Here is a 26,086-nt window from a genome sequence, read left to right on the forward strand (position 1 = left end):
AATCGAAGTGCCATACTGTATTTAGTAACTTTGATATATGGGTATTTTTACCATTTTCAATTGGCTAAGTCGCCAAACTGTAATTGCAATGCGCTTAAAACAGTCAATGCGGCTGTTTCTGTTCGAAGTACGCGTGGGCCTAAGCGAATATCAACGAAGGCTTGTTGCTTTGCAATGTTAATTTCTTCATCAGTAAAACCGCCTTCAGGGCCAACTAAAAAGCGCACACCTTCGCTAGGCACTTGAATGGTTTTAATACTATGCTCAGCGCGAGGGTGTAGGGTAAGTTTAATTGCTTCGCTAGCTTGTTCTAACCACTCTTTTATATCGATAGGTGGATGCACAACAGGCACGAAGTTACGGCCAGATTGCTCAGCTGCAGCAATTGCAATTTTTTGCCATTGTTGGTGTTTTTTCTGCAGTCTGTCGCCACTCAGTTTTACACCACAGCGTTGACTAAAAATAGGGGTGATTTCAGTGATACCTAATTCCACCGATTTTTGAATGGTGAAATCCATTTTATCGCCACGAGAGATGCCTTGGCCCAAGTGAATTTTAAGTGGTGATTCAACGTCGTGATCGATAAACTCTTGCGGCTCAACAACAACTGTTTTTTTACTAACCTCGATGATTTCGCTGAGGTATTCACCACCTTCGCCATTAAAAATAGATACTTTATCTCCGACTTGCATACGTAACACTCGGCCAACATGACCTGCTGCATCATCATCAAGTGCTACAGGAGTGTTTAAAGAAATCGCTGAAGGTTGGTAAATATGAGGTACTCGCATGGCTGTCACTTATCAATAATTTTAGCAATATGGTAAGTATACAGCGGTTTAGGTGCAATTATTTATTTGTTATTTAAGGTCGTCTTTTGCACTTAAGACGTGAGCGGTAGTTTCGGCAATCTCAGATTGGCAAGAAAGGTGGTTAATATGAGCAGCATCAGGGCAGGGGGTAAAGCTAAAACCTTGCTCGTCTTGTTGAACTAAGTACCTTATCTTGTGTAATGAATTATAAATAAACTTTTGTGCATCATCAGCCAGTTGGTAATCAGTTAGATTAATGAGTACTCCCTGTATTGTGTGATGCTCGTGCAAATAGCTGGCTAGCTCAGAAACGCTTATTTCATTGCTAAAATCGCAGTAGCAATAATCTTTAATTAGTTCATCGAACATCAGCTTGACCATTTGTCGGCTATTAGCACCAGCCACAACAAGTGTAGAGCTTTCAGCTTTAGCAAAATAATGCTCAGCGAATGCTCGACTAAACTCATTGTCGATATCGACTAATAAAAAATTATTAATTTTATTTGGCATAAAGCCCCACGATTCAAACACTTCTGATCAAATTGAAAACATACTAATTAGTAAATAGCCTATAGCACCAAAAACGGCAAATTCGATACACGCAATTCCAATATTATCTTGGTGATCAACTTCCAGAGATGTATCAATATTGGGTAAGGAAATATATTTAATAATGTAGCTCAAAACATACAATAACACCCACATAGCACCACAATGTGATACTAAAGTGAATAAATTTTCTACCATCTTACCACTAATAAAGGATGCACTGGAAAGACCAGCGTAACCGGAAAGTGCTAGACCGATCGATTTCCCGGCATAACGTATGCCGATAGATGTGTTTTCTAAATTGAAATTACTTTGCAGCGATGCCCCTTGGTTGGCTTTTGCAAAGCGGTACTCGCGGATCTTAGTATCAAGAGCAAACATGCCTTGTATAACAAAAAAGCTAACGGTAGCAATAAGTAAACTACTAAAGCCTTGTGTATGCGACCAATTGTATAAACCAAGACAAATGATACAGTTAGCTATCAGCATACCTGAATCAACCAGTGCTGCGCAGACATTCTGTTTTAAAATAGCCGCTTCTTCGTTAAAGCGATATAAAATCCATTTTCGGTGTATTAAATGACCAATCTTAATGAAAGAAAATAATAAAAAAATGAGTATCAATACTTTCAAAGGGTTTGATTGAGCCGCGCTTAGACTTATTTCATCAAAGATGTAAGCAATGGTAGCAATGACAACTAAGATCTCACTGGCAAAGCTTATTCCCATAGCAAAATTATCATGTTGCGCCAGTTCTTCTTTAAGGGCTTGTTTTGCCTTTATTTGCGTTAGGATACGCAGCAGTACTATGGTGATACAAATAACCGCAAAACTAATAGCAATCGCGACTAAACTAGTGTTAGATAATGATAAATATGACATGCAGATCCCTGCTAAATAAATCTTTGATAATCATTCTAGTACGGTTATTGGCAAGTTAAAAGAGAGTATTTAATGAGTAATTCGTATCCGCTTCCAACGTCAGTTCAACAGTTAGGCCAAACCCGCTTTACTAGCTTATACCCTGATCAAGATGTCGACGAAAATATCGCTAAGTTATTATCATTAAGTGATTTTGCTTGGCACTGCTTACAATCACAGCCGGCTTTGAGAACATGGTTACTTGATGAAACAGAATGTGCTAACCGCGTGGTAGAGTCGCCACTAAGTAACAGTGACCTAAGTGAACTTGACGATTCAGCAGCAATGGCAAAATTGCGTTTATATCGTGAAAAATATTGGTTGAAAGTCGCGTATCTAGACTTGTGTTGTGCAAACCCAATTGCTGACAGCATTGCTTATATCTCTGAGCTGGCAAACCAGCTTATTGACAGCGCAAATCAATGGGCTTTTGCGCAAGTTGCTAAAGTAAGCGGCACTCCAGTCGATGCTGACGGAAATGCCATCCCTATGTTGGTTCTTGGTATGGGAAAGTTAGGAGGAAGAGAGCTTAACTACTCATCGGATATCGATCTCATTTTTTCTTATCCTCGAGATGTTGCCACACAAGGTGGTCGTCGTTCGGTTGAAGCTCAAGTTTTTTATACCAAGGTAGCGCAAAAGTTAATTATGGCGCTTAACCAGACAACAGTGAACGGCCAGGTTTTTCGAGTAGATATGCGTTTGCGGCCTTTTGGCGAAAGTGGTCCATTGGTGATGAGCTTCCATGCTATGGAAGATTATTATCAAGAACAAGGTCGAGAGTGGGAACGCTATGCCATGCTCAAAGGGCGTTTAATTGGTACTGAGAATCGCTATTGGAGTGAGTTTTACGAACTGTTAAGACCGTTCGTTTACAGGCGTTATATTGATTTTTCAGTGATTGAGTCACTTAGAAAAATGAAGCATATGATTGCTCAAGAAGTACGTCGTAAACGTTTAACCAATAACATAAAACTCGGTGCAGGTGGTATTCGTGAAGTGGAGTTTGTAGTGCAAGCTCTGCAAATGGTGCGTGGTGGTCGAGAAGCAAACTTGCAAACGCAGTCATTACTGTTGGCTTTAAAAGAGCTGGTTAATAATCAAGTTATGACATCCACGGAAGCGCAATTGTTAAAACAGAACTACCTAGAATTACGCCGTGTAGAGCAGTATTTACAAATTTTTGCTGATAAACAAACTCAGACACTACCTGATGATGAGCTTAATCAGCAGCGCCTTTGTTATTTACTTAATAAGGCTGATTTTAGCCATTGCCTAGCTGCAATCGAGCAGGTGATGGCTGAAGTACATAATGAGTTTGAGCAAGTCATTGGCTTTGAAAGTGAGAGCGCAGATCCCTGTGAAAGTGAGTATATTAGCGCGTGGGAGATGACAGATGTTAGTTTGATGTGCGAGCCTAACCTTGACTGGCAAGCGGCGCTTGAAGACTTTAAAGCGCGCTTAACGAAGGCAAAAATAGGTACGCGCGGCAGAGATATTCTCGACAAATTAATGCCACTGTTGCTTAAACAGCTTACTGTTGCCAAGGCAAGTGGCGAAGCATTTAACATGATAAGCCAAGTGCTGAATAAAATTATTTCTCGAACCGCTTACCTTGAACTGTTATATGAAAACCCAGGCGCATTAAATCAACTGGTTGCACTTTGCTGTCATAGTAAATGGATTGGTGAACATATTTCGCGTTACCCAATCTTACTCGATGAGCTGATTGATCCTCAGGTGCTCTATAAACCGACGCCTTTATCTGCTTACAAAGATGAAATTAGGCAGTATTTTTTGCGTATAGAACATGGCGATTTAGAGCTGCAAATGGAAGCACTTCGTCAGTTTAAACAAACGCATCAGTTACGCATTGCTGCCGCCGATGCAACCGGTGTGCTTAGTGTGATGAAGGTTAGCGATCACCTTACTGCGCTTGCTGAGGCTATTGTAGAGCAAGCGGTTAATATTGCATGGCATGCTTGTGTTGAGCGCTTTGGTCGGCCAGCCAATACCTCGGATCAAGAAAAGGGCTTTGCAGTTATTGCATATGGTAAAACGGGCGGCTTTGAAGTTGGCTACGACTCAGATCTTGATCTGGTATTTGTGCATAATCACGATGGCAGTAGTTATACCGACGGTGATAAATCAATTGATTCACGTCAGTTTTATTTAAAGCTCGCGCAGCGACTAATGCACTTATTCAACACGCGAACTGCGTCTGGCATTTTGTATGAACTTGATACCCGTTTACGTCCCGAAGGGGCATCGGGCTTACTGGCTATTAATTTAGAAAGTTATTATCACTACCAGCAAACTCAAGCATGGACGTGGGAACACCAAGCTTTAGTCCGTTCACGCATGATTTATGGGCAAGTTTCATTACACGAGCGCTTTACTGCGATCCGTAAAGATGTGTTGTGCCAAGCACGTGATACAGAAAAGCTAAAAAAAGAGGTCATCGAGATGCGCGAAAAAATGCGCACTCACCTAGCGAAAGGGAATGATGAACTGTTTGATTTAAAACAAGATAGAGGTGGTATCACAGATATTGAGTTTATCACTCAATATTTGGTGCTGAATAATGCGATGCAGCATCCAGAGCTAACCACTTGGTCTGATAACGTGCGCATTTTAGCTGATGCTGCACGTTTAGGTTGTATCACAGAGCAAATGCAGCAGGAATTAGTCGAGGCATATATTACCTATCGCTCACGCTATCATGTAATGAGTTTAGATCAGCAAGGTCGTTGTGCGCCACGTGCTGAGCTAACTCAGCACATAGCATTGGTTAGTAACGCGTGGCAGAAAGTATTTATAGCAAACAGCAATAATACTTAAACGAAATGGTATTAGAAGTGCCGTTAGCTTTTTAAGCGGCGGCAGTTCTCGCGCACATAAGCAGAGGGGAGCTCAGTGATAACAGCTGCTCTTTGCTTAAAGCAAAAGAAGGTATAAACCTCATTTTCGAAGTCGTCATTGATGGCACGGCCAACCTGATACAGTGTTGAAACAAAATTACTATCAACACGAAAATGATCTTTAACGACATAGTCTTTACTTAAATACCAATAAAGTACAATGTCTTCATTACGGGCATAATCAGAGAGCACGTCTTTTAACGTATTTCCATTTTCAAAGCGGCGCGGTTGAATATCGCCGGTCCAGTTTGGTGACGATGGTTCAACCACTTTTTCGCGCTCAAATAGTGCAACATCTAAACTTGTTTCAGGTGTTGGTAACTTGAGAACGTATTTATCACGCTCGTTATCTTTGCTGTTTACTTGGTTACGTAACGCAGAATAAAAGCGAGACAACCCCTGAGCAGCGGCATTTTTTGTTTCTTTCATATCAAATACCGGACCGCTACCGAATAAAAAGTAGATTGCAGCAGCAATTAAAATAAAAGCTAATGATAAATGCTTAACCCAGAACCACATTTCTAATACTCTTGTTGTTTATTACCTTAATAAAAACATACTAATTAAAAATTGTCACTCTACTTGTAATAAGAAGGTGCATTCTTATCAGGGCGCGTTTTAAAACGTCGATGTAACCACATGTATTGCTCTGGGGCATTATCTATGGCTTGTTCCATTCGTTGATTGACACGTGTTACATCTTTTAGATCATCGCCACTTGGGAAATCGTGCAAAATAGGCAGTACTTCTAAATGGTAGCGACCTTGTTCATCACGTCGGCTGGTTAGGCTGACAGTTTCGCAGTTTTTGCTATTAGCGAAAAGCAAAGTCCCTGTTGTTGTTGCTGTCTCTTTTACTGCATAAAAAGGCGCAAACTCACAGCGATTACGGCCATAATCTTGATCAGGAAGGTAATAGCACACTTTTTTATTTTTAAGTGCTTTTAGTAAACCCTTTACATCTCGCTTGCCAATTAAGTATTCGTTTGAGCGTAAGCGCCCATTCGTCGTAAAGTATTCCATCAAAGGATTATTATGAGGGCGATAAAAACCAATGCCTTGGTGTTTTAAACCCATGACACGGCTTGCCATTTCTAAATGAAGAATATGCGGTACAAGTAACAATACCCCTTTTCCTGATTGCTGGATTTGCTCAAAGTATTCTAGGCCCTTAATGGAGCCATATACTTTTTTTACACGCCACTCGGGCCACCACCAAGCCATGCCAGTTTCCATCATGGCAATACCGGTGTTTTCCATATTTTTACGAACTAATTCGCGCTGTTCATGTTCTGGCATATCAGGAAAACATAAACGAATGTTGACCTCAGCGATATGGCGACGGCGTTTCATAAAGCGATGCACTAAACGGCCAAGTAGTTTACCTAGTGCAAGTTGTAATTTGTGTGGTAACCAAGAGATAAGATATAAAAAGAACACGCCAATCCAAGTTAACCAGTAACGTGGGCCTAAAAAAGACGCTTTAAACGGAGATGAACTAACCACAAAAAAATCTCTAAAAATAAAAAAGCTAGTTTAACTGTATGTCTTTAAAAATACAAAAAGCCAGCGCTAGGCTGGCTTTTATTTAAGGACTCAATTAGAAGAAATGATTAGATTTCTTTTAAACCCTGATTAATTGCAATAAGGTCTTCGCTAGTTAGGGTACCGGCAGCTTGCTTCAAGCGTAGTGTAGAAACAACATAACGGTAACGAACATTCGCTAAGTTACTTTTTGCGTTATACAGGTTTTGTGTGCTGATCAATACGTCAACGATAGTACGTGTTCCAACTTCAAAGCCTGCTTCAGTTGCTTTAAGCGCACTTTCTGCAGAAACAACAGCTTGTTGAAGTGCTTTGTAAGTTGCGATGTCAGAGACCACTTGATTGTATGACGTGATCACTGAGCGTGTTACTGCACGTAGGCTTGCTTCTAAGTCTTCGCTTGCTGCAACATAGTAAGCGCGAGCTTGATCTGTTGCTGCTGTCGTTGCTCCACCTGAATAAATAGGTAAGCTGAAGTTAACACCCACTTTTGCACTGTCTTCACGTGGTTGATGTGAATTACTGTTTAAATCTGTCAGGCTGTCACCATAAGACGCGTTCAAAGTTAGCTTAGGATAGTGACCTGCTTTTGCTAAATCGATTTGGTCTTTTGCAATATCAACCGTTACTTTAGACACTTGCAGATTTAAGTTGTTGTCTTCGGCAATTTTTATAAAGTCAGTTGATTGTTTATTAGGTGCAACCGTCGAAAAGGTTTCTGTATTTAATACATCTAACTTAGCGTGGTATTTACCTGTGATTTCACGAAGTTGCTCACGTGCTGTTTCAACACTATTTTTAGCCACAATTTCTTGTGCTACTGAGTTATCGAACTGAGCTTGTGCTTCATGAACGTCAGTGATCGCAGTTAAACCTACCGCATAACGCTCTTTAGTTTGTTGTAACTGACGTTCGATAGCACGTTTTTCTGCTTGCACGAACTCAAGGTTATCAATGGCGCTTAATACATTGAAATAACCTTCAGCAACACGAACGATTAGGTCTTGGCGTGCAAAGTCATACTGTGCAGTTGCTTGTAATGCTTGTTTTTCTGCAATACCAAGTGAGTTCCATGCACCTAAATCGAACAATGTTTGACTTAAGCTAAGGCCACGACTGAAAACGTCAGGGTCATAATCATAACCAGCATAGCCTGTAGCATCATTACCATCGTATAGGTCCGACTTGGTTTTTTCATAGCCAAGGCTTAAGCCAATTTGTGGTAATAGTGCACTTAACGCGCGATCGCTCTCATAGGCTTGCGCATCTGCTTGGGCTTTTGCTTTAAGTACGGTAGGATCGTTTGCGGTTGCGATCTCGTAAACTTGAAGTAGGTCTTCAGCGTTACTTGCTGTTGCAGTCAATGCGCTAGAAAAACCAATCAGCGCAGCGAGTAATGTTTTTTTCATTTTTTGTTCAGTCCTTAGACAATTTCGTACTGCCAACATGGTACTCTTTTTTAATGAATAACCAAAAAAAAATTACGTAAATCTACATGTCCAAGTGTAACAGAATATAATTGACGATAAATTTTACGTAATACTTACAGGAAATAGTGAATGAAAATATCAGCAATCTCACAATTTAGCCATGACGACATAGAGTTAAAGCCAATTGAGCGAGTTTATGATGGTTTTTTTAAAATTAATGTGTATCGCTTTCATCATGCGCTGTTTGCTGGTGGCAAATCGGTGGAGATTAAGCGTGAAATTTTAGAGCGTGGCCATGCTGTAGCTGTACTTCCTTATGACCCTGTTACTGATCAAGTGTTGCTTATTGAGCAAATCAGGATTGGTGCAATGGCATCAAAGCAGTCCCCTTGGTTACTTGAGTGTATCGCTGGCATGGCTGATGGTAGTACTGACTACGAAGAGGTTGCCAAGCGAGAAGCGTATGAAGAAGCGGGCATTGAACTTAATGAGCTCGAATTTATGATGTCGTATCTTTCAAGCCCTGGTGGTACGACTGAGCGTTTGTATTTATATTTGGCGCGCACTGACTTATCTGGGTATCAAGGTGGCCTTTTTGGTCTAGATAATGAAGATGAAGATATCAAAACCCATGTAATGTCATATCAAGAGGCCATGCTACGTTTAGAGCAAGGCGAAATTGATAACGCTGCAACTGTGATCTCATTACAGTGGTTAGCACTTAATAAGCAACGTATACTGTCTGATTGGAACAATAAATAGGGGATTATTTTGGCCTACGTCACTGCCGAACAGCGCTATATTCAAAGTTTACCCAAGTACTTAACATTGTGTGAACACAACTATGCGCGTGCACTAAAATTATTGCCACGTGAGCGTTTGGTAGGGCAGGAGCGAAAAGTTCAGTTAGGTCAGAGCACTTTTGTGATAAAAGTGGACGATACGGCTAAATACACCACCGATATCTCTATTAACCAAGAAACTGGGCAATTGAGTTCATTACAGCCTCTATATCTAACGGTCCGTATGTATCATGATGCGAAAGTGGCTGAAATCATCCATCATGATTTTCATCAACGTATCAAGCCCTCATATGCGTACCCGAATCCGAGTATGCACCAAAAAGATGAAAAGTATCAGCTTAATGCCTTTTTGTATGACTGGTTGGTTGCCTGTGTTGAGAATGGCCGAGCGGTTTTAAATTGGGATGTAAATAATGGCTTGGTTTAGTGACCGCTATCATTTTGATAAAACAGCACTGAAAGTCGTCCATATAACTGATTGTCACCTATTTAAAGAACCTAATGGTGACTACTTTTCTGTGAATACGGCTGCGTATTTTGCGCGCTGTTTACATGCCATTGCTGAGCTAGATGCTGATTGTGTGGTGTTTGGTGGCGACTTAACACAAGATCACAGCAGCGAGTCTTATCAACTTTTTGCTAAATTAATTACAGATTCAGCGCTCAGCTGCCCGGTATTTTGGTTGCCTGGCAATCATGATGAACTCGCTGAATATGAAAAGCTTACAAGCCCGCAAATTTTAAACAGTAAACGCATTACGTTTTTAGGTGGGCAACTGCTTTTAGCAAACTCAAAAGGTCCGACGCCAGCAGGTTGGGTAACACACACGCATTTGAATGAATTAAGCCAAGCAATAGGGCAAGTTCCAAGCGTGGTGTTTTGTCATCATAATCCGTTGCCAATTCAAGCTTATTTAGATAAACATATGCTAGAAAATGGTCCACAGTTTTTAAACATGTGTGTAAACAGTGAACAGTGTATTGGTGTGTTTCATGGTCATGTGCATCATGAATACACGCAAACCTACCGTGATCTTAGCGTGTTTGCTACACCAGCCAGCTCGATACAATTTACCAAGCACACGATGGCATGGCAGCAAGACGATTTAGGCCCCGCATTTCGTGTCATTAACTTAAATGTTGATGCACAACAAAAATTGCAGTTAAGCACGGATGTAGTATGGCTAAACGGGTAATTTATATTCATGGCTTTAATAGTTCTGAGCAATCTTACAAAGCCGTGCGCTTTGGTGAACATATGGCGCTATTCGATGTTGATTATCAGGTGCCGCGATTAACCCATGAGCCATTACATGCAATTATACAATTAGAACAATTGCTAAATGATGATACTGTATTACTAGGTAGTTCATTAGGCGGTTTTTATGCGACCTATCTGTCGCAACGTTATTCGATACCTGCGGTGGTGATTAACCCTGCGGTTCGCCCATTTGAGTTACTCGATAACTATTTAGGGCCAAATTATAACCCGTATCAAGATAGTCATTACGAACTTGGTACTCGTCACATGGATGCATTGCGCAGTTTATATTTGCCGCAATTAGACACTCCTTCATTGCTTTATTTGCTACAGCAAACGGGCGATGAAGTACTGCCTTTTCAGCAGGCGGTTAACTATTATTCTCAGTGTAAGCAACACGTTGAATTTGGAGGCGATCATAGTTTTATCGGCTTCGAACAAACCTTTGCAAGTATTGTAGATTTTCTTAAAATCACGTAAAACATAGCTAAGCGCATAAAAGATATAAAAACTATGAGTCAGCAAAATTATAACGCCGAAGCAATTGAAGTCTTAAACGGGTTAGAGCCCGTAAAACGCCGCCCAGGTATGTATACCGACACGGTTCGTCCTAACCACTTAGGTCAAGAGGTTATCGATAACAGTGTCGACGAAGCAATGGCAGGTCATGCAACAAAAATTGATGTTATTCTTCATGAAGATAACTCACTTGAAGTTATTGATGATGGCCGTGGTATGCCAATTGATATTCACCCAGAAGAAGGTATTCCGGGTGTGGAACTTATTTTTACCAAGCTACATGCCGGTGGTAAGTTCTCAAATAAAAACTATCAGTTTTCGGGTGGTTTACACGGGGTAGGTATTTCGGTTGTAAATGCGCTATCGACTCGTGTTGAAGTAACCGTGCGCCGTGATGCACAGCAATTTCGTATGGCTTTTGAGAACGGTGACAAGGTTGAAGACCTTAACGTCATTGGTACAGTGGGTAAGCGTAATACAGGTACAACTGTGCGTTTTTGGCCTGATGCCAGCTATTTTGACTCAGCTAACTTCTCTATTACTAAGCTTAATCATTTGCTAAAAGCCAAAGCAGTATTGTGCCCAGGCCTGCGTATTAAGTTTACCAATAAGCAAACCAAAGAAAGCCAAGAGTGGTATTACGAAACAGGTTTAAAAGATTACTTAAATGAAGCTGTTAAAGGTTTTGAAGTACTGCCAAAAGACCCATTTATAGGTGAATTTTCTAGCTCTACAGAAGGCGCTGATTGGGCTGTGGTTTGGTTACCTGAAGGCGGTGAGTCAATCGCTGAAAGTTATGTAAACTTAATCCCTACTGCCCAAGGCGGTACACACGTCAATGGCTTACGCCAAGGCTTACTTGAAGCAATGCGTGAATTCTGTGAATTCAGAAACCTATTACCGCGTGGCGTAAAGCTAACGCCAGATGATATCTGGGAGCGCTGTAGCTATGTGTTGTCGGTAAAAATGCAAGACCCACAGTTCGCTGGTCAAACCAAAGAAAAGCTATCTTCACGTTCATGTGCAGCATTTGTTTCTGGTGTAGTAAAAGATTCATTTAGCTTATGGCTAAACGAGCACACAGAAACGGCAGAATTATTAGCTGAGCTATGTATCTCAAATGCACAGCGCCGTTTACGTGCCGCCAAAAAAGTTGTGCGTAAGCGCATTACTTCTGGCCCTGCATTACCAGGTAAATTAACCGATTGTAGCGCGCAAGATAATGACCGCACTGAACTGTTTTTAGTAGAGGGTGACTCTGCGGGTGGTTCAGCAAAACAAGCGCGTGACCGTGAATTCCAAGCAATCATGCCACTGCGCGGTAAAATCTTAAATACCTGGGAAGTGGAGTCGGGTCAGATTTTAGCGTCGCAAGAGGTGCATGATATCTCTGTGGCACTAGGTATAGACCCAGATTCGAGTGATTTATCTGGTTTGCGTTATAACAAAATTTGTATCTTGGCCGATGCTGACTCGGATGGATTACACATTGCGACTCTATTGTGTGCTTTGTTCGTGCGTCATTTCCCTGCACTTATTAAAGAAGGTCACGTGTATGTAGCAATGCCGCCATTATTCCGTATCGACATTGGTAAAGAGGTGTACTATGCCCTTGATGAAGATGAAAAGAACGGCATTTTAGCGCGCATTGAGGCCGAGAAGAAACGTGGTAAGGTCAATGTTCAACGCTTTAAAGGGTTGGGTGAAATGAACCCACTACAATTACGTGAAACCACTATGGATCCAAATACGCGTCGTCTAGTGCAATTAACGCTGGACGAAGAGGAGCAAACGATGGAGATGATGGATATGTTACTTGCAAAGAAACGTTCATCAGACCGTCGCCAGTGGTTGGAAGATCACGGTAACCGCGCACAAGTTTAGTTAAGGTAGTTGAACGAATGAAAGGGCAAGAAAAATGAAAAAAATACTGACCTCATTATTATCGCTGAGCTTGTTGTCAGCGCCGGTAATGGCCAAAGATATTCTTGATAAACTCACTGTAGCTGATGGATTTACTATCAGCTTGTTTGCTGATGACGTTGAAAATGCGCGTCAGATTGCCGTGTCAAAAAGAGGCATCGTGTATGCTGGTTCACGAAAAGCGGGCAATGTATATGCATTAATAGACCATAATAGTGATGGCGTTGCCGATAGAAAAATGGTTATCGCCACAGGCCTTGAAATGCCTTCGGGATTAGCTGTTAAAGATGGTGATTTATATGTGGCAGAAGTGTCGCGTATCATCCGTTTTAAAGATATCGATAAAAACCTAAAAGACCCTAAATTTGAAGTCGTTTACGATAAATTCCCAACCGATCGTCATCATGGCTGGAAGTTCATTAGCTTTGCGCCAACCGGTGAGCTAATTGTGCCTGTGGGTGTGCCATGTAACATTTGTGCGGAAGACGACAAATATGGTCGTATTTTTTCGTTAGATGTAGATACAAAAGAAATTAAAACAATCGCCAAAGGCGTTCGTAACTCAGTTGGTTTTGATTATCACCCAACTACCAATGCATTTTGGTTTAGTGATAATGGCCGTGACATGATGGGTGATGATATGCCTCCTTGCGAAATCAACCGTGTAGGTGAAGGTGAAGAAGGGGCACATTATGGTTTCCCTTATGTACATGCAGGCGCCATTTTAGATCCTGAGTTTGGTCAAGGTAAGAGCATTGCTGATTACAAGTCACCTGCGCTTGCACTTGGTGCGCACGTGGCACCTCTTGGTATTCATTTTTATAACGGCAAACAGTTCCCTGCGAAATACAAAGAGCAACTATTTGTTGCTGAGCATGGCTCTTGGAACCGCAGTAAAAAATCGGGTTACAGAGTGATGTTAGCGAACGTTGAACAAGGTCGTATTACTCAATACACTCCGTTCGTTACAGGGTTCATGCAAAATGAAGAAACATTTGGTCGCCCAGTTGCCTTTGCAGAACTTGCAGATGGCAGCTTATTGATCTCAGACGACTTTGCTAACGTGATTTATCGTGTTAGCGCAAAGAAAAAATAGGTAAGCGTTAATGAGTGATACTGATACCTTGCTGATGCAGGGCATAGAACAACAAACAATGGGGCGTTTTACTGAAGACGCCTACTTAAACTACTCAATGTACGTCATTATGGACCGCGCCTTACCGCATGTGGGTGATGGTCTAAAGCCTGTACAGCGTCGTATCATTTATGCAATGAGCGAGCTTGGGTTATCGGCGCAAGCTAAGTATAAAAAATCTGCGCGTACTGTTGGTGATGTACTTGGTAAATACCATCCCCATGGTGATAGTGCTTGTTATGAAGCCATGGTGTTGATGGCCCAGCCGTTTTCTTACCGTTACCCGCTGGTGGACGGCCAAGGTAACTGGGGGGCCGCGGACGATCCTAAGTCATTTGCGGCGATGCGTTATACCGAAGCGCGTTTATCTAAGTTCTCTGAAGTTTTATTAAAAGAGCTCGGCCAAGGTACTGTTGATTGGACCGCAAACTTTGATGGCACACTCGATGAGCCAATGGTATTGCCAGCGCGCTTACCGCACATTTTGCTAAATGGTGTGACTGGTATCGCGGTTGGTATGGCAACGGATATTCCACCACACAACGTGCGTGAAGTAGCCAGTGCCTGTTGTTTACTGCTTGATAAACCAAAAGCTGAAATCGAAGAGCTGCTTGAGTTAGTGCATGCCCCTGACTACCCAACAGAAGCTGAAATCATCACACCGAAAGATGATATTCGTAAGATTTATCAAACCGGACGTGGTTCTATCAAGATGCGTGCAATTTACACTGAAGAGCACGGTGATATTGTAATTACAGCGCTACCTCATCAGTGTTCAGGTGCAAAAGTACTAGAGCAAATAGCTGCACAAATGAACGCTAAAAAGTTACCGATGGTTGCCGATTTACGTGACGAATCAGATCACGAAAATCCAACCCGTATTGTGATTGTACCGCGTTCGAACCGCATCAAGGCTGAGCCACTAATGGCACACCTGTTTGCAACCACCGATTTAGAAAAGAACTACCGCGTAAACTTAAACATGCTTGGCCTTGATGGTCGTCCGCAAGTTAAAGACTTACGTAGTATCTTAACTGAGTGGTTAACGTTCCGTCGTGAAACTGTTCGTCGCCGTTTACAATACCGCTTAGATAAAGTGTTAGCACGCTTGCATATTTTAGAAGGTTTATTAACTGCCTTTTTAAATATCGACGAAGTCATCGAAATTATTCGCACTGAAGATAAACCAAAGCCCGTATTAATGGAGCGCTTTGGTATTACCGATATTCAAGCCGAAGCGATTTTAGAATTAAAACTACGTCATTTAGCAAAACTTGAAGAATTTAAGATTAAAGGTGAGCAAGATGAGCTTGCGCTTGAGCGTGACAAGTTAGAGCAAATTCTGGGTTCTGAGCGTCGTATGTCGACGTTGATGAAAAAAGAAATCCAAGAAGCCGCTGAAATGTACGGTGATGATCGCCGCTCACCAGTCGTTGAACGTGTAGAAGCAAAAGCACTAAGCGAAAAAGATCTTATTCCTTCTGAGTCAGTTACAGTTGTGCTATCTGAAAAAGGCTGGGCACGCGTTGGTAAAGGCCATGATTTAGATGTTGAAGGGCTAAGTTATAAGTCTGGCGACAGCTATAAAGCCTCGGCGCGAGGTAAGAGTAATCAGCCAGCAGTGTTCTTAGACTCAAGTGGTCGCGCTTTTGCTACCGATGCGCACAGTTTACCTTCAGCTCGTAGTCAAGGTGAACCAATGACAGGGCGCTTTAACCTAAGTTCTGGTGCCAACTTTGAGCATGTGGTGATGGCAGAAGACAACCAAGTGTTGTTAATGGCTTCAGATGCAGGTTATGGCTTTATTAGTGACTTTAAAGATTTAGTGAGTAAGAACAAAAACGGTAAAGCGCTGGTTAGTGTTCCTAAAGGCGGTGAATTACTCGCGCCAATTAGAGTGACTGATGTAGCGACAGACTACTGTATGGCAATTTCTAACGAAGGCCGAATGTTGTTATTCCCACTGCGTGACTTACCTAAGTTAAGTAAAGGTAAAGGGAATAAGATTATTTCTATCCCAAGTGCGAAAGTACAAGCTCGTGAAGAGTTTGTAAAAGTACTTGCTGTGGTGCCAGAGGGCAGTAGCGTAACCCTGCATGCAGGTAAACGAAAACTGACACTGAAACCGTCTGATCTTGAGCATTATCATGGTGAACGGGGTAGACGAGGTAACAAATTACCACGCGGTCTACAGCGGGTTGATGAAGCTGTGGTTGAAATGACTCAAACTTATGATAGTGATGAGTCGCCAAGTGAAGTAATAGAGTAAAATACAAGGCCTGCAATTGCAGGCCTTTTTGTTGCTTTAGTTTGCAATGACTCTCATTGAAGCCGGCCTAGAAAAGTTAAGGTATTGACCGTTATCGGCTTTTACATTTTGCAAATCTTGATGGCTGGTATTTTCAGTGAACGTAGCTGTATGGCGATAAGATAGATTCGGCCAATCAGAAAGAGTCACTGCTACTCCTGGCGCTGCTTTAACGTATACAGGATGTTTATTGATATAAGCAGGTAGCCTGTAGTTTGAGCGTTCATTTGCTTTTAAGCAGTATTCACTTTGATCTAGCAAGCTTACAATGCAACCTAAAGGCTCCTCAGAGCTAAATACTCGCATAGAACGCGGCTTAGAAAAATCTAAGTACTGGCCATTTCTTGCTAAAACACTTTTCAGTTTGTTATTTTCAACAGTGCCATTGAAAGTGGCAATACGGTTATAAGACAAGTTTCCATAGTCAGATAACATGACCTGTAAACCTTGTGGTGCTCTCACATAAACAGGCTTTCGACTTACAAAAGCGGGAAGAGAGCTTGCTTTTTGTCCATCCTCTAGACAAAACTCTTCGTTTGTTTCTATGTTTACAATACAGGCTTTTGGCTTCTCTTGAGTAGTGATAACTGAGGCTGGTAAGTTTTGTTTTGCAGGTTCTAGCTCTTGCCATACCAGTAGGTTTGAGTCGCAGTACACAGAAGCGCTAGTTGGTACTGAAGCTGCCTCTAGATTGATGTGGATCTTATTCATTTTACCTGTTGTTAATCGTGTTGCAGGTAGGTTGAAGGTTTTATTCCCTGCTTTTTGGGTTTTGACAATTAACTTACAGCTTGATGAAGAGAAGCTGTCTTTATAGACGGCGCCTGAAGCACCGTGAAGTGCAGGGTAAATAAAGCTTTGTAGCTGTTGTTCAGGATCGTAAAAACCGATAATAGTTGTGATTGGAACATCTTGCTTATAAGGAGTGCGATTAACCAAGCGCAGTGTATTGGTATCTAAGACTGTATTGTTCCAAGGTTGCATTGATTGAGTCAGCGGATCCCATTTACTAAACCCAGTTTTGCTGCTGCTATCAAAATGTGCTTTGTTTTCTAAAAAGCGTTGTATATGTTGCAACTCGTAAGGAGTATGTAGCGTGTATTTGTTGTACTCGCTGTACATTGGCCCACCACCAGACATAGAGCCTGTACCATATTGATGACCATTAAATGCAGCAATACAGGTCTGTTTATAACAGCGGTCTTTATAGGATAACTTAGGTGAAAAGTTTGGTATAAATTTATCTAAGTCGCCATCCCAACCCCAAGTTGAATTGCGTTCATCGGCGGGGCGATTTAATACTCCATTTTCGCCGCCAGGGTAATGGCCTAAACCGAAGTTATGTCCTAACTCGTGACTAAATTCATTACCAACAGATTTATACAGTGTCACCATGCCCGCACCACCTGATAAACCGTGAACAAAGATACCATTATCGTACTTACCAATAGCATTATGGGCGGTTACTTGTGCTGCACTATACGGGTGTGCTGTCGGACCACCGATACCAGACGCATTGATACCATAATTAGCATTATTGATACCATGCGACAGCAGATTTTTAGCAATTAAATGGCGCATATCACCAGAGTAAATTCCCCCTTTACTTGGATCTGAATCAGTCAACAGGCGGCCGTCAGGCATCATCACTTCGGTTAAATGCAGCGGTTCAAAATTATTTACAGATAGCTTAGTAATAGGGACTTGCTGAAAGTACTGGCGATGTAAATCAGCATCGTGTTGAAAAGTGAACTTGTCTCGATAAGGAGTAAGCAAGCCTACATCAATAGTATTAATTATAAGACTTGTGCTTGCACCAACTTTGACGTTATTTAGTTTACTTGACTTATCGCCTAGCTCAAACGCAAAGTGGATGTTCGGCTGAATAACTGATGCCGGCAGAATGCTCGAAAAAGTGTTATCAGAATAGTTAACAGAATTATCATCATAACCAAAGGGTTTAGTAAAGGCATCAGGCGAGCGCATAAACGTTTGATACACGAGGGTATCGTTGCTATCAAGCACACTTAAGATAATTTGAGAGTCATTTGCTAATTCTTGATGTGGCTTGAACATCAGCATGGTTTTTCTTTGCGCTACTAAATGAGGTTGAATATCGTCTTCGATCTTATTCAGAGAAGGCGTTATTGAATTTTGAGCAAAAAGTACGGTTGCAGGAAAGTTTCCTTCGGTATCACTATTAAGGGCATTTTGGTTAAAGTAGTGAGTATCTGTGTTATTTGCCACACTGTAGTTACTTAGCGTTAATGCGCATAGTACAGCTAGAGATAAAGATGTGTTTTTCATAAACGTTCAACCAATTGCGTCATAAGTAGGAATAAAGCTATCGAAAATACTATCATTCATAGGCCTAGCACCTTTTAAGATGCTTCATAAATGAACAAGAGAAAACTCTGAACACGGTTAGCAATTGGCTATTTCAGATAGCCGTAATGGTAATGCCGGTAAGCGATTTTGTAATAATTTTTAGCTTACATGTGTTCGCTTAATACTATGGAAATGCAATTAATCACGGTATAATGCGCGCTGATTAGTACGAGGAGAATTCGTTTGTTAGCTGTTTTTCGCATTATTTTCATGGCTTTATTTATAGTTTTTAGCTGCCTTGTTGGTTTGCTTTTATGTATTGTGAAGCCGTTTCATGCCAATAACGTTCACATTATCTCTGGGTGGTTTTGCAAAGTTGCTAAAGTATTGGGTGTAAAGCTTGAGCTTAAGTACCACGAAGATCCTAAAAATATTGGTCCTGCAGTGTATGTAGCCAACCATCAAAATAATTATGATTTATTTACTTTGCCAGCGATGGTGCCTGAGAACTGTGTAAGCCTTGGTAAAAAAAGCCTTAAGTGGATCCCATTTTTTGGCCAGCTTTATTGGCTATCAGGCAATATATTAATTGACCGAGCTAATCGCTCAAAAGCAGCTGGTACAATTTCTAAATCAGCCGAAAAAATTAAGCGTAAAGGGTTATCGGTATGGATGTTCCCTGAGGGTACGCGTAGCTATGGCCGAGGTTTATTGCCTTTTAAAACTGGTGCTTTTCATACTGCTATGAGTGCCGATGTGCCAGTAGTGCCTGTTTGTATGAGTACAACGCATAAAACTATTAAGCTAAATCGCTGGGATAATGGTACAATTTATCTCGAAATGTTAGCGCCAATCTATCTTGATAAAGACGTATCTGCTCGTGATCATGCATCCCATGTTCATCAGGTTATGGCTGCTAAAATAACTGAATTAGATGCTCAAGTGAGAAATAAATAATGGAAAATTGGCGCGAAATTACTGAAGACATCGTAACTTCATTACTTGAAGATGGCTCAGATCCTGAAGTACTTTATGAAGTGGAACACCACTTTGTTAGCGAAAATTTTGAAAAGTTAGAGCAAGCAGCTTTAGCCGCTTTTAAACTAGGTTATGATGTTGAAGAGCCTGCTGAACTTGAGCTAGAAGACGGCGAGAAAGTGTGGAGCTTTGATGTGGTTGTTGAGTGTGAACTTGACGTAGAAGCGATTATGGAAGACGTAGACAAGCTAGAAGCGCTTGCTCAGCAAACTGATGTTGAATACGACGGCTGGGGCACTTACTTTCAGGAGTAAACAGCTATCAGCTGTCAGCTCTCAGATTGAAACTTAATAGTTTGTGAGCTTCTAGGGGAAAGAGTAAAGTTAGCGAGTTGCTACTTTCTAACTTTCCCTTTTTTAACTTTCCCCTTTCTAACTTTACTCTAGAAACTTACTATCCTATAACCCATACCTATTTCGTATTCTAAGAATAATATATAGACATTTTTGATTAATTGGTGATAATTAAAAACTCAATATTTTTATACACCAAGCGCGTTTATGCTTATAACTTTACCCATTGCCGAACTAGTACCAGGGATGTTTGTTGACAGTGTCAGTAAGCAGCAAGAGCACGTAAATAGCATAAAAATTAAGACGCGTGGCCTGGTCCGCGATAAAACCATTATTCAGCGCTTAATATCTGAAGGTGTTGAAGAGCTTCTTATCGACTTCACCCAAAGTGATGTTGCACTTCCTAAAAAATATCAACCAAAACCTGAGACTACTAAAGCCAAAGTAGAACAAAAGCCTGCGGCTAACGAAGTACCGCAAGGGATCACTGTTCAACAAGAGTTTCTAAAAGCCAGTGTGCATTACGAACAACATAGTCGAAAACTGCAAGGCTTCTACTCTGATATTACCTCGGGTTTAAAAATGAATGTGTCGGTACTTGATGATATCGCCGTTGATATAGTCAGCTCGGTATTTCGTAATCACAATGCGTTGACTATCTTAACTCGGCTCAGAGATAAACATATTTATAATTGGCGACATATGATCAACACCGCCATTTTGGTTAGTGTGTTTGCCAAGTACTTAGGCTATAAAGAAAAAACCATTAAAGAATTAGCAATGGGTGCATTGCTGCATGATATTGGGCAAGCCAAGATGCCACAGGGGGTTCTTTCTAAGCCAAGCGCATTAAATAATAATGAAATGCAGGTAGTAAAAAAACATGTGGCACAAAGTTTAGGTTTAGTGAAAGGTGAAAAAGGCATTACGCCCTTAATGTTAGAGATGATAGTTAATCATCATGAACGTTTAGATGGCAGCGGTTATCCTCGTGGCATCACCGGAGAAAAGTTAAGTCGACCAGCGCGCATTATGGCTATTGTTGATGTGTATGATGCAATGACGGCGGACAGACCTCATCAAATGGGTGAAGAACCCATTTCGGCACTGCGCTATTTACTTGCTAACAAACAGATGTTTGATTCAGAGTTGGTGCAACGCTTTATTAAATGCTTAGGTGTACATCCTGTTGGCACGATTGTTAAGTTAAACAATGAGCGTTTGGCGCTGGTAATGGAAGGAAATCATCAAAATCCAATTAAGCCTAAAGTTAAAATATTTTATAACGCGAAACACAAGCACCACATTACTGCGAAAGATGTTAATTTGAATGAAGAGCAAGATCTTAAGATTGTTGCAAGTATAAAACCGCTAGATTATCAGCTTAATTTGGCTCGTTTGTTAAAAGAGCATCTGCTTGTTTAGACTTAACGCAGCGTTTTCTAGCGCTGCGTTTTGCTGATATAAATGCACCACTAAAACAACTCGTCATTAAAACCAACCACAACAACGTCCCTTTTTCGACATGCAAGGCGATGCAACATAACATGAGTGACAATACCGCACTAAACATCGCTTTTAACCAAAAGTGATTCACAGGGTTATCGCAATCACCTGCTTTAGTACACGCACAGTAGTTAGCTTTACAAAAATAATGAACACTCACACCGCATAACATCAGCGCAACAACAATAAGTGCGATTTCCATGGTCCGATCCTAACTGAAAAACCTTTATTTAAGTCTAAAGGGACAACAAATACATGTCAATGCAAATGATAACTATTGTTGTTTGCAAGGTTTGTAACCAGAGATCTGATGAGTTTTAATAAGTTGTTATCTTGTTGTTAAAATGCGGGTTTTTTACCTATTTCTAACGAAAAATTACAGTTTTTTGATCTTAATTAAGGTAATGTTCGAAAGTTTGTAATCATTAGAATAAAACATCTAATACCAACATACAGTGCTAATCTTTTATGCTTAACTAATGGGTTGCCCTCGATGTTGGATTAGCTAACGCACAAGTTTGCAAGAGGACACAGATTTATGAAGTTCACTAAAACACTAATTGCAGCATCACTTGCTGTTGTTTCTGCTGACAGCTTTGCTGCAGCCTTCCAATTAGCAGAGCAAAACGTATCAGGTTTAGGTCGTGCATACGCTGGTGAAGCAGCCGTAGCTGATGATGCCTCTGTTGTTGCTCGCAACCCTGCACTTATGTCTTTATTCAAAGACAAGCAAATTTCAGTTGCAGGCATTGCTGTAATTCCTGACGTAAGTCTAAATGGAGAAGGTGCGGCATATGGTTTAGATGAGAATGTTATTGATGATGACAGCATCGCACCATCTGCATTTATTCCTGCTGGCTACTTCACAATGCCATTAAACGACAAAGTATCACTAGGCTTTGGTGCTTTCTCAAACTTTGGTCTTTCTACTGAATTTAATGATGACTACGCTGCGGGCTCTATTGCAGGTGAAACTGAAATCGTTACTGTAAATATGAATGCAAGCGCTTCATACAAAATCAACGAACAGTTCAGCCTTGGTCTTGGTTTAAACTATGTTTATGCTGATGCGAAAGTGATTCGTAATGCAGGTACTAACCCATTTGGTTTACCAGCTAGCACGCAAATCGCTCACCTTGAAGGCGACGACTACGGCTTTGGTTGGAACGTTGGTGTAATGTATCAACTAGATGAGAATAGCCGTTTTGGTTTTAACTACCGCAGCGAAACAGATATCGATTTTGAAGGTGAGTACTCAAACCAACTTCCAGCTGCTGTTGGCGGTTTAGCGGGCACTGTAGTACCTGGTGAGTTAAAACTAACACTACCAGCAATTGCTGAGTTTTCAGGTTCACATCAAGTCGATAAGAAGCTAGGCGTACACTACAGCATTTTATGGACAGGTTGGGACAGCTTCCAAAAATTAGAAGCATATACACCAAGCCTTGAAACGCCTGTATTCTCTAAAGAAGAGAACTTCTCTGATTCAATGCGTTACTCTATCGGTACTGACTACCAGTACAGCGATGCATTATTACTTCGTGCAGGTATTGCATACGACGAATCACCAGCTGATAAATCACACTTATCAATCTCTATCCCTGATACAGATCGTTTTTGGTTCTCGTTTGGTGGTAACTACGCATTCAGCAAAAACTCAAATGTTGACTTAGGTGTAAGTATCCTTCGTGGTAAAACACAAAACTTCTCTGAAAAAGACAGCCTAGCAGCTTCTTTAGGCCAAAATGTTTCATGGGAATATGAATCAAAAGGTCACGCAGTACTAGTTGGTGCTCAGTATAACTACACGTTTTAATACTGGCGCGACGTAAAGTTGCGCTACAGAGCATTAAAAAGCCGCGCTATAACAATGTTATAGCGCGGCTTTTTTGTAAGCGCGAATAAATCGCGCTTTATATATGCTGTTATAGACTTTCGATTTTCGCTTTTTGCGCTAATAGTTTGTCTTTCGCATCTGTAAATTCAGCCAGTTTAGCATGCTCTTTAGCAAGCACAGCTTCTGGAGCATTATTTACGAACTTCTCGTTAGCTAACTTGTTTTGAACCTGTGCTAAGCCTTTTTCTGCTTTTTCAAGCTGCTTCGCGATACGGGCTAATTCAGCTTCAACATCGATTAGGCCAGCCATTGGGATCATGATCTCAAGGTTGCCAACATATGATGTTGCACATGCAGGTGCTTCGTCTTTGTTATCAAGAAGCGTGAACTCTTCAAGCTTAGCAAGAGACGCTAAGAATGCTTCGTTATCCGTTAAGCGGCGCTTGTCTTCGTCAGACGCATTAGCAAGCAATACCGATAATGGCTTGCTTGGGCTGATATCCATTTCACCACGGATGTTACGAATAGCAAGAATGAATTGCTTAACCCACTCAAGGTCAGCCATTGCTTGGCTATCAACATTTGCTTCATTGTAAACAGGGAAACCTTGAACCATGATGCTAGTGCCCGCAGTTTCAATGCCTGCAAGTGGTGCAACACGTTGCCAAATCGTTTCTGTGATGTAAGGCATTAACGGGTGCATTAAGCGTAGTAGGCTTTCTAATACCGTGATCAAAGTATGACGAGTACCACGTTGCTGTGCTTCGTTACCTTTAAACAATACTGGTTTAGTCAGTTCTAGGTACCAGTCACAGAATTGGTTCCAAGTGAACTCATAAATGGTGTTTGCTGCTAAGTCAAAACGGTAGTTTTCTAGATGCTCAGTATAGGTTTTAACGGTTGCTTCAAACTGGCCTAAAATCCAACGATCAGCAAGTGAGTACTGTTTTTCAGCATCTGTAGCGAAGCCACAATCTTGCTCTTCTGTATTCATTAATACGTAACGGCTCGCGTTCCATAGTTTGTTACAGAAGTTACGGTAACCTTCTAAGCGGTTCATATCCCAGTTGATATCACGGCCCGTTGAAGCCATTGCTGCAAGGGTGAAACGTAGCGCGTCTGTACCGTGTGCTTCGATACCGTTTTCGAATGTTTTGCGAGTATTTTTCTCAATCTTCTTCGCTAGTTGTGGTTGCATCATGTTGCCAGTGCGCTTTTCAACTAGGCTTTCAAGGTCGATACCGTCAATCATGTCGATAGGATCAAGAACGTTACCTTTCGATTTAGACATCTTATCGCCGTTTTCATCACGGATAAGGCCTGTTACGTAAACGGTTTTAAATGGTACTTGTGGCTTGCCGTCTTCATCTTTGATGAAGTGCATGGTCATCATGATCATACGAGCAACCCAGAAGAAGATGATGTCGAAACCTGTTACCAGCACGTCAGACGGGTGGAAAGTTTTTAAATCATCAGTGTTTGCAGGCCAGCCTTGCGTTGAGAAAGTCCAAAGCGCAGATGAGAACCAAGTATCTAAAACGTCTTCGTCTTGCTTAAGTGCAACATCATCAGCAAGGTTGTTATCGCGGCGTACTTCAGCTTCGTCACGACCAACATATACGTTACCTTCGTTGTCGTACCAAGCAGGGATGCGGTGACCCCACCAAAGCTGACGTGAAATACACCAATCTTGTACGTCGTTCATCCACGAGAAGTACATGTTCTCGTATTGCTGAGGTACAAATTTAATATCGCCATTTTTAACCGCTTCTTTTGCTGGTTCAGCTAGAGGTGCTACGCGCACGTACCACTGGTCAGTAAGAAGTGGCTCAATCACTACGCCAGAACGATCACCGTAAGGGACTGTTAAGCTGTGATCTTCAATTTTTTCTAGTAGGCCAAGTTCTTCAAATTCGCTCACAATCGCTTTACGTGCATCAAAGCGGTCAAGGCCATGTAGACGCTCAGGAATTGGCGCATCTAATTCAAGCTCTTTACCGTCGAATGTGTAGCTTTCGCCTTCGCTTAATATCGCAGCATCTTTATTGAAGATGTTGATCATAGGAAGCTGGTGACGTTTACCCACTTCATTATCGTTAAAATCGTGGGCAGGGGTGATTTTTACACAACCAGTGCCTTTTTCCATGTCTGCATGCTCATCGGCAACAATTGGAATACGACGGTTTACGATAGGTAGTAAAATTTCTTTACCGATCAGATCTTGGTAACGCTCATCGTCAGGGTTAACCGCAACACCTGAATCACCTAGCATTGTTTCAGGACGCGTTGTGGCAACAACGATATAGTCTTTACCGTCTTGTGTTGTTACGCCATCAGCAAGTGGGTAACGTAAGTTCCACATGTGACCTTGTTTGTCTTTGTTCTCAACTTCAAGATCAGAAATAGCTGTGTGTAGTTTAGGGTCCCAGTTTACTAGGCGCTTACCACGGTAGATTAGATCTTCTTTGTGAAGACGTACGAATACTTCTTTAACCGCCTCAGAAAGACCTTCGTCCATAGTGAAACGTTCACGGTCCCAATCTACAGAAGCACCTAAACGACGTAATTGTTTAGTGATAGTGCCGCCAGAGTGATTTTTCCACTCCCAGATTTTTTCGATAAATGCATCACGGCCTAGGTCGTGGCGTGTTTTACCTTCTTCAGCAGCAAGCTTACGCTCAACAAGCATTTGTGTTGCGATACCCGCGTGGTCAGTACCTACTTGCCATAATGTATTATTGCCTTGCATACGCTTTAAACGCGTTAGCGTATCCATGATGGTATCTTGGAACGCGTGGCCCATGTGTAAGCTACCCGTGACGTTTGGTGGCGGGATCATAATTGAGTATGCGTCACCTTGGCCAGACGGTTTAAAGTAGCCATTTTCTTCCCAGTCTTGGTATAAAGACTGTTCAATATCTTGCGGATTATAGGTTTTATCCATTACACAGAACCTTA

At 41.5% G+C, this 26,086-nt stretch carries 21 protein-coding genes; 12 read left to right on the forward strand and 9 right to left on the reverse strand.

Going from position 1 to position 26,086, the window contains the following annotated elements; all coding sequences use genetic code 11:
- Nucleotides 1–56 precede the first annotated feature (56 nt).
- From rsmE to NH454_RS06975, 3 genes are all read right to left on the reverse strand, one after another.
- A complete protein-coding gene (gene rsmE / locus NH454_RS06965) occupies nucleotides 57–791 on the reverse strand; it encodes a 16S rRNA (uracil(1498)-N(3))-methyltransferase (protein WP_253038611.1) in 735 nt (244 codons plus the stop codon).
- A gap of 69 nt (nucleotides 792–860) precedes the next feature.
- Nucleotides 861–1,322 carry a hypothetical protein gene (locus NH454_RS06970; RefSeq protein WP_135923615.1) on the reverse strand — a complete coding sequence of 154 codons (462 nt, stop codon included), beginning with the start codon at nucleotides 1,320–1,322 and terminating at the stop codon, nucleotides 861–863.
- 27 nt (nucleotides 1,323–1,349) lie between these two features.
- Nucleotides 1,350–2,243, reverse strand: coding sequence for a hypothetical protein (locus NH454_RS06975; protein ID WP_135923616.1), 894 nt, complete (start codon nucleotides 2,241–2,243; stop codon nucleotides 1,350–1,352).
- Nucleotides 2,244–2,315: 72 nt separating this feature from the next.
- On the opposite strand from NH454_RS06975, the gene glnE reads away from it, so the two are divergent.
- On the forward strand, nucleotides 2,316–5,123 hold the full coding sequence (glnE, locus tag NH454_RS06980) for a bifunctional [glutamate--ammonia ligase]-adenylyl-L-tyrosine phosphorylase/[glutamate--ammonia-ligase] adenylyltransferase (RefSeq protein ID WP_253038612.1): 2,808 nt from the start codon (nucleotides 2,316–2,318) through the stop codon (nucleotides 5,121–5,123).
- 23 nt (nucleotides 5,124–5,146) lie between these two features.
- Here the strand turns inward: glnE and NH454_RS06985 are convergent, their stop codons facing one another.
- From NH454_RS06985 to tolC, 3 genes are all read right to left on the reverse strand, one after another.
- Nucleotides 5,147–5,722 carry a TcpQ domain-containing protein gene (locus NH454_RS06985; RefSeq protein ID WP_199526094.1) on the reverse strand — a complete coding sequence of 192 codons (576 nt, stop codon included), beginning with the start codon at nucleotides 5,720–5,722 and terminating at the stop codon, nucleotides 5,147–5,149.
- 59 nt (nucleotides 5,723–5,781) lie between these two features.
- Nucleotides 5,782–6,708 (reverse strand): LpxL/LpxP family Kdo(2)-lipid IV(A) lauroyl/palmitoleoyl acyltransferase, encoded by a 927-nt coding sequence (gene lpxL, locus NH454_RS06990; protein WP_135923619.1) that lies wholly within the window; start codon nucleotides 6,706–6,708, stop codon nucleotides 5,782–5,784.
- A gap of 107 nt (nucleotides 6,709–6,815) precedes the next feature.
- Nucleotides 6,816–8,156, reverse strand: a complete 1,341-nt coding sequence (tolC, locus tag NH454_RS06995) for an outer membrane channel protein TolC (protein WP_135923620.1) — start codon at nucleotides 8,154–8,156, stop codon at nucleotides 6,816–6,818.
- Nucleotides 8,157–8,306: 150 nt separating this feature from the next.
- On the opposite strand from tolC, the gene NH454_RS07000 reads away from it, so the two are divergent.
- Genes NH454_RS07000 through parC form a run of 7 tightly spaced genes read left to right on the forward strand, consistent with a single transcriptional unit; the run spans nucleotide 8,307 to nucleotide 16,087 of the window.
- Nucleotides 8,307–8,939 (forward strand): NUDIX domain-containing protein, encoded by a 633-nt coding sequence (locus NH454_RS07000; RefSeq protein ID WP_253038613.1) that lies wholly within the window; start codon nucleotides 8,307–8,309, stop codon nucleotides 8,937–8,939.
- 9 nt (nucleotides 8,940–8,948) lie between these two features.
- A complete protein-coding gene (locus NH454_RS07005) occupies nucleotides 8,949–9,407 on the forward strand; it encodes a DUF1249 domain-containing protein (RefSeq protein ID WP_135923622.1) in 459 nt (152 codons plus the stop codon).
- Nucleotides 9,394–10,176 carry a metallophosphoesterase gene (locus NH454_RS07010; RefSeq protein ID WP_253038614.1) on the forward strand — a complete coding sequence of 261 codons (783 nt, stop codon included), beginning with the start codon at nucleotides 9,394–9,396 and terminating at the stop codon, nucleotides 10,174–10,176. The genes NH454_RS07005 and NH454_RS07010 overlap by 14 nt, the downstream gene beginning before the upstream one ends.
- On the forward strand, nucleotides 10,161–10,721 hold the full coding sequence (locus tag NH454_RS07015; RefSeq protein ID WP_253038615.1) for a YqiA/YcfP family alpha/beta fold hydrolase: 561 nt from the start codon (nucleotides 10,161–10,163) through the stop codon (nucleotides 10,719–10,721). The genes NH454_RS07010 and NH454_RS07015 overlap by 16 nt, the downstream gene beginning before the upstream one ends.
- A 33-nt stretch (nucleotides 10,722–10,754) precedes the next feature.
- Nucleotides 10,755–12,644, forward strand: coding sequence for a DNA topoisomerase IV subunit B (gene parE, locus NH454_RS07020; protein ID WP_135923625.1), 1,890 nt, complete (start codon nucleotides 10,755–10,757; stop codon nucleotides 12,642–12,644).
- Between the two features lie 34 nt (nucleotides 12,645–12,678).
- Complete coding sequence (locus tag NH454_RS07025) at nucleotides 12,679–13,779, forward strand: PQQ-dependent sugar dehydrogenase (RefSeq protein WP_199526099.1); 1,101 nt, start codon at nucleotides 12,679–12,681, stop codon at nucleotides 13,777–13,779.
- Between the two features lie 10 nt (nucleotides 13,780–13,789).
- Nucleotides 13,790–16,087 (forward strand): DNA topoisomerase IV subunit A, encoded by a 2,298-nt coding sequence (gene parC, locus NH454_RS07030; RefSeq protein WP_253038616.1) that lies wholly within the window; start codon nucleotides 13,790–13,792, stop codon nucleotides 16,085–16,087.
- 36 nt (nucleotides 16,088–16,123) lie between these two features.
- Here parC and NH454_RS07035 read toward each other — a convergent pair whose 3' ends face one another.
- Complete coding sequence (locus NH454_RS07035) at nucleotides 16,124–18,433, reverse strand: M66 family metalloprotease (RefSeq protein ID WP_253038617.1); 2,310 nt, start codon at nucleotides 18,431–18,433, stop codon at nucleotides 16,124–16,126.
- Between the two features lie 264 nt (nucleotides 18,434–18,697).
- Here NH454_RS07035 and NH454_RS07040 point away from each other — a divergent pair, with 264 nt between their 5' ends.
- From NH454_RS07040 to NH454_RS07050, 3 genes are all read left to right on the forward strand, one after another.
- Nucleotides 18,698–19,411: a 1-acylglycerol-3-phosphate O-acyltransferase gene (locus tag NH454_RS07040; RefSeq protein WP_171040399.1), complete on the forward strand. Its 714-nt coding sequence runs from the start codon at nucleotides 18,698–18,700 to the stop codon at nucleotides 19,409–19,411.
- On the forward strand, nucleotides 19,411–19,746 hold the full coding sequence (gene rraB, locus NH454_RS07045) for a ribonuclease E inhibitor RraB (protein ID WP_054552644.1): 336 nt from the start codon (nucleotides 19,411–19,413) through the stop codon (nucleotides 19,744–19,746). The genes NH454_RS07040 and rraB overlap by 1 nt, the downstream gene beginning before the upstream one ends.
- 246 nt (nucleotides 19,747–19,992) lie before the next feature.
- Nucleotides 19,993–21,210: an HD-GYP domain-containing protein gene (locus tag NH454_RS07050; protein ID WP_235381795.1), complete on the forward strand. Its 1,218-nt coding sequence runs from the start codon at nucleotides 19,993–19,995 to the stop codon at nucleotides 21,208–21,210.
- On the opposite strand, the gene NH454_RS07055 is transcribed toward NH454_RS07050, so the two are convergent.
- Nucleotides 21,170–21,493 (reverse strand): hypothetical protein, encoded by a 324-nt coding sequence (locus NH454_RS07055; RefSeq protein WP_135923630.1) that lies wholly within the window; start codon nucleotides 21,491–21,493, stop codon nucleotides 21,170–21,172. The genes NH454_RS07050 and NH454_RS07055 overlap by 41 nt on opposite strands.
- A 336-nt stretch (nucleotides 21,494–21,829) precedes the next feature.
- Between NH454_RS07055 and NH454_RS07060 the strand changes: the two genes are divergently transcribed.
- On the forward strand, nucleotides 21,830–23,107 hold the full coding sequence (locus NH454_RS07060; RefSeq protein ID WP_253038618.1) for an outer membrane protein transport protein: 1,278 nt from the start codon (nucleotides 21,830–21,832) through the stop codon (nucleotides 23,105–23,107).
- 109 nt (nucleotides 23,108–23,216) lie between these two features.
- On the opposite strand, the gene NH454_RS07065 is transcribed toward NH454_RS07060, so the two are convergent.
- On the reverse strand, nucleotides 23,217–26,072 hold the full coding sequence (locus tag NH454_RS07065; RefSeq protein ID WP_253038619.1) for a valine--tRNA ligase: 2,856 nt from the start codon (nucleotides 26,070–26,072) through the stop codon (nucleotides 23,217–23,219).
- Nucleotides 26,073–26,086: the final 14 nt, after the last annotated feature.

It is taken from the genome of Pseudoalteromonas sp. Ps84H-4 (assembly GCF_024124645.1).
Taxonomy (GTDB): domain Bacteria; phylum Pseudomonadota; class Gammaproteobacteria; order Enterobacterales; family Alteromonadaceae; genus Pseudoalteromonas; species Pseudoalteromonas lipolytica_C.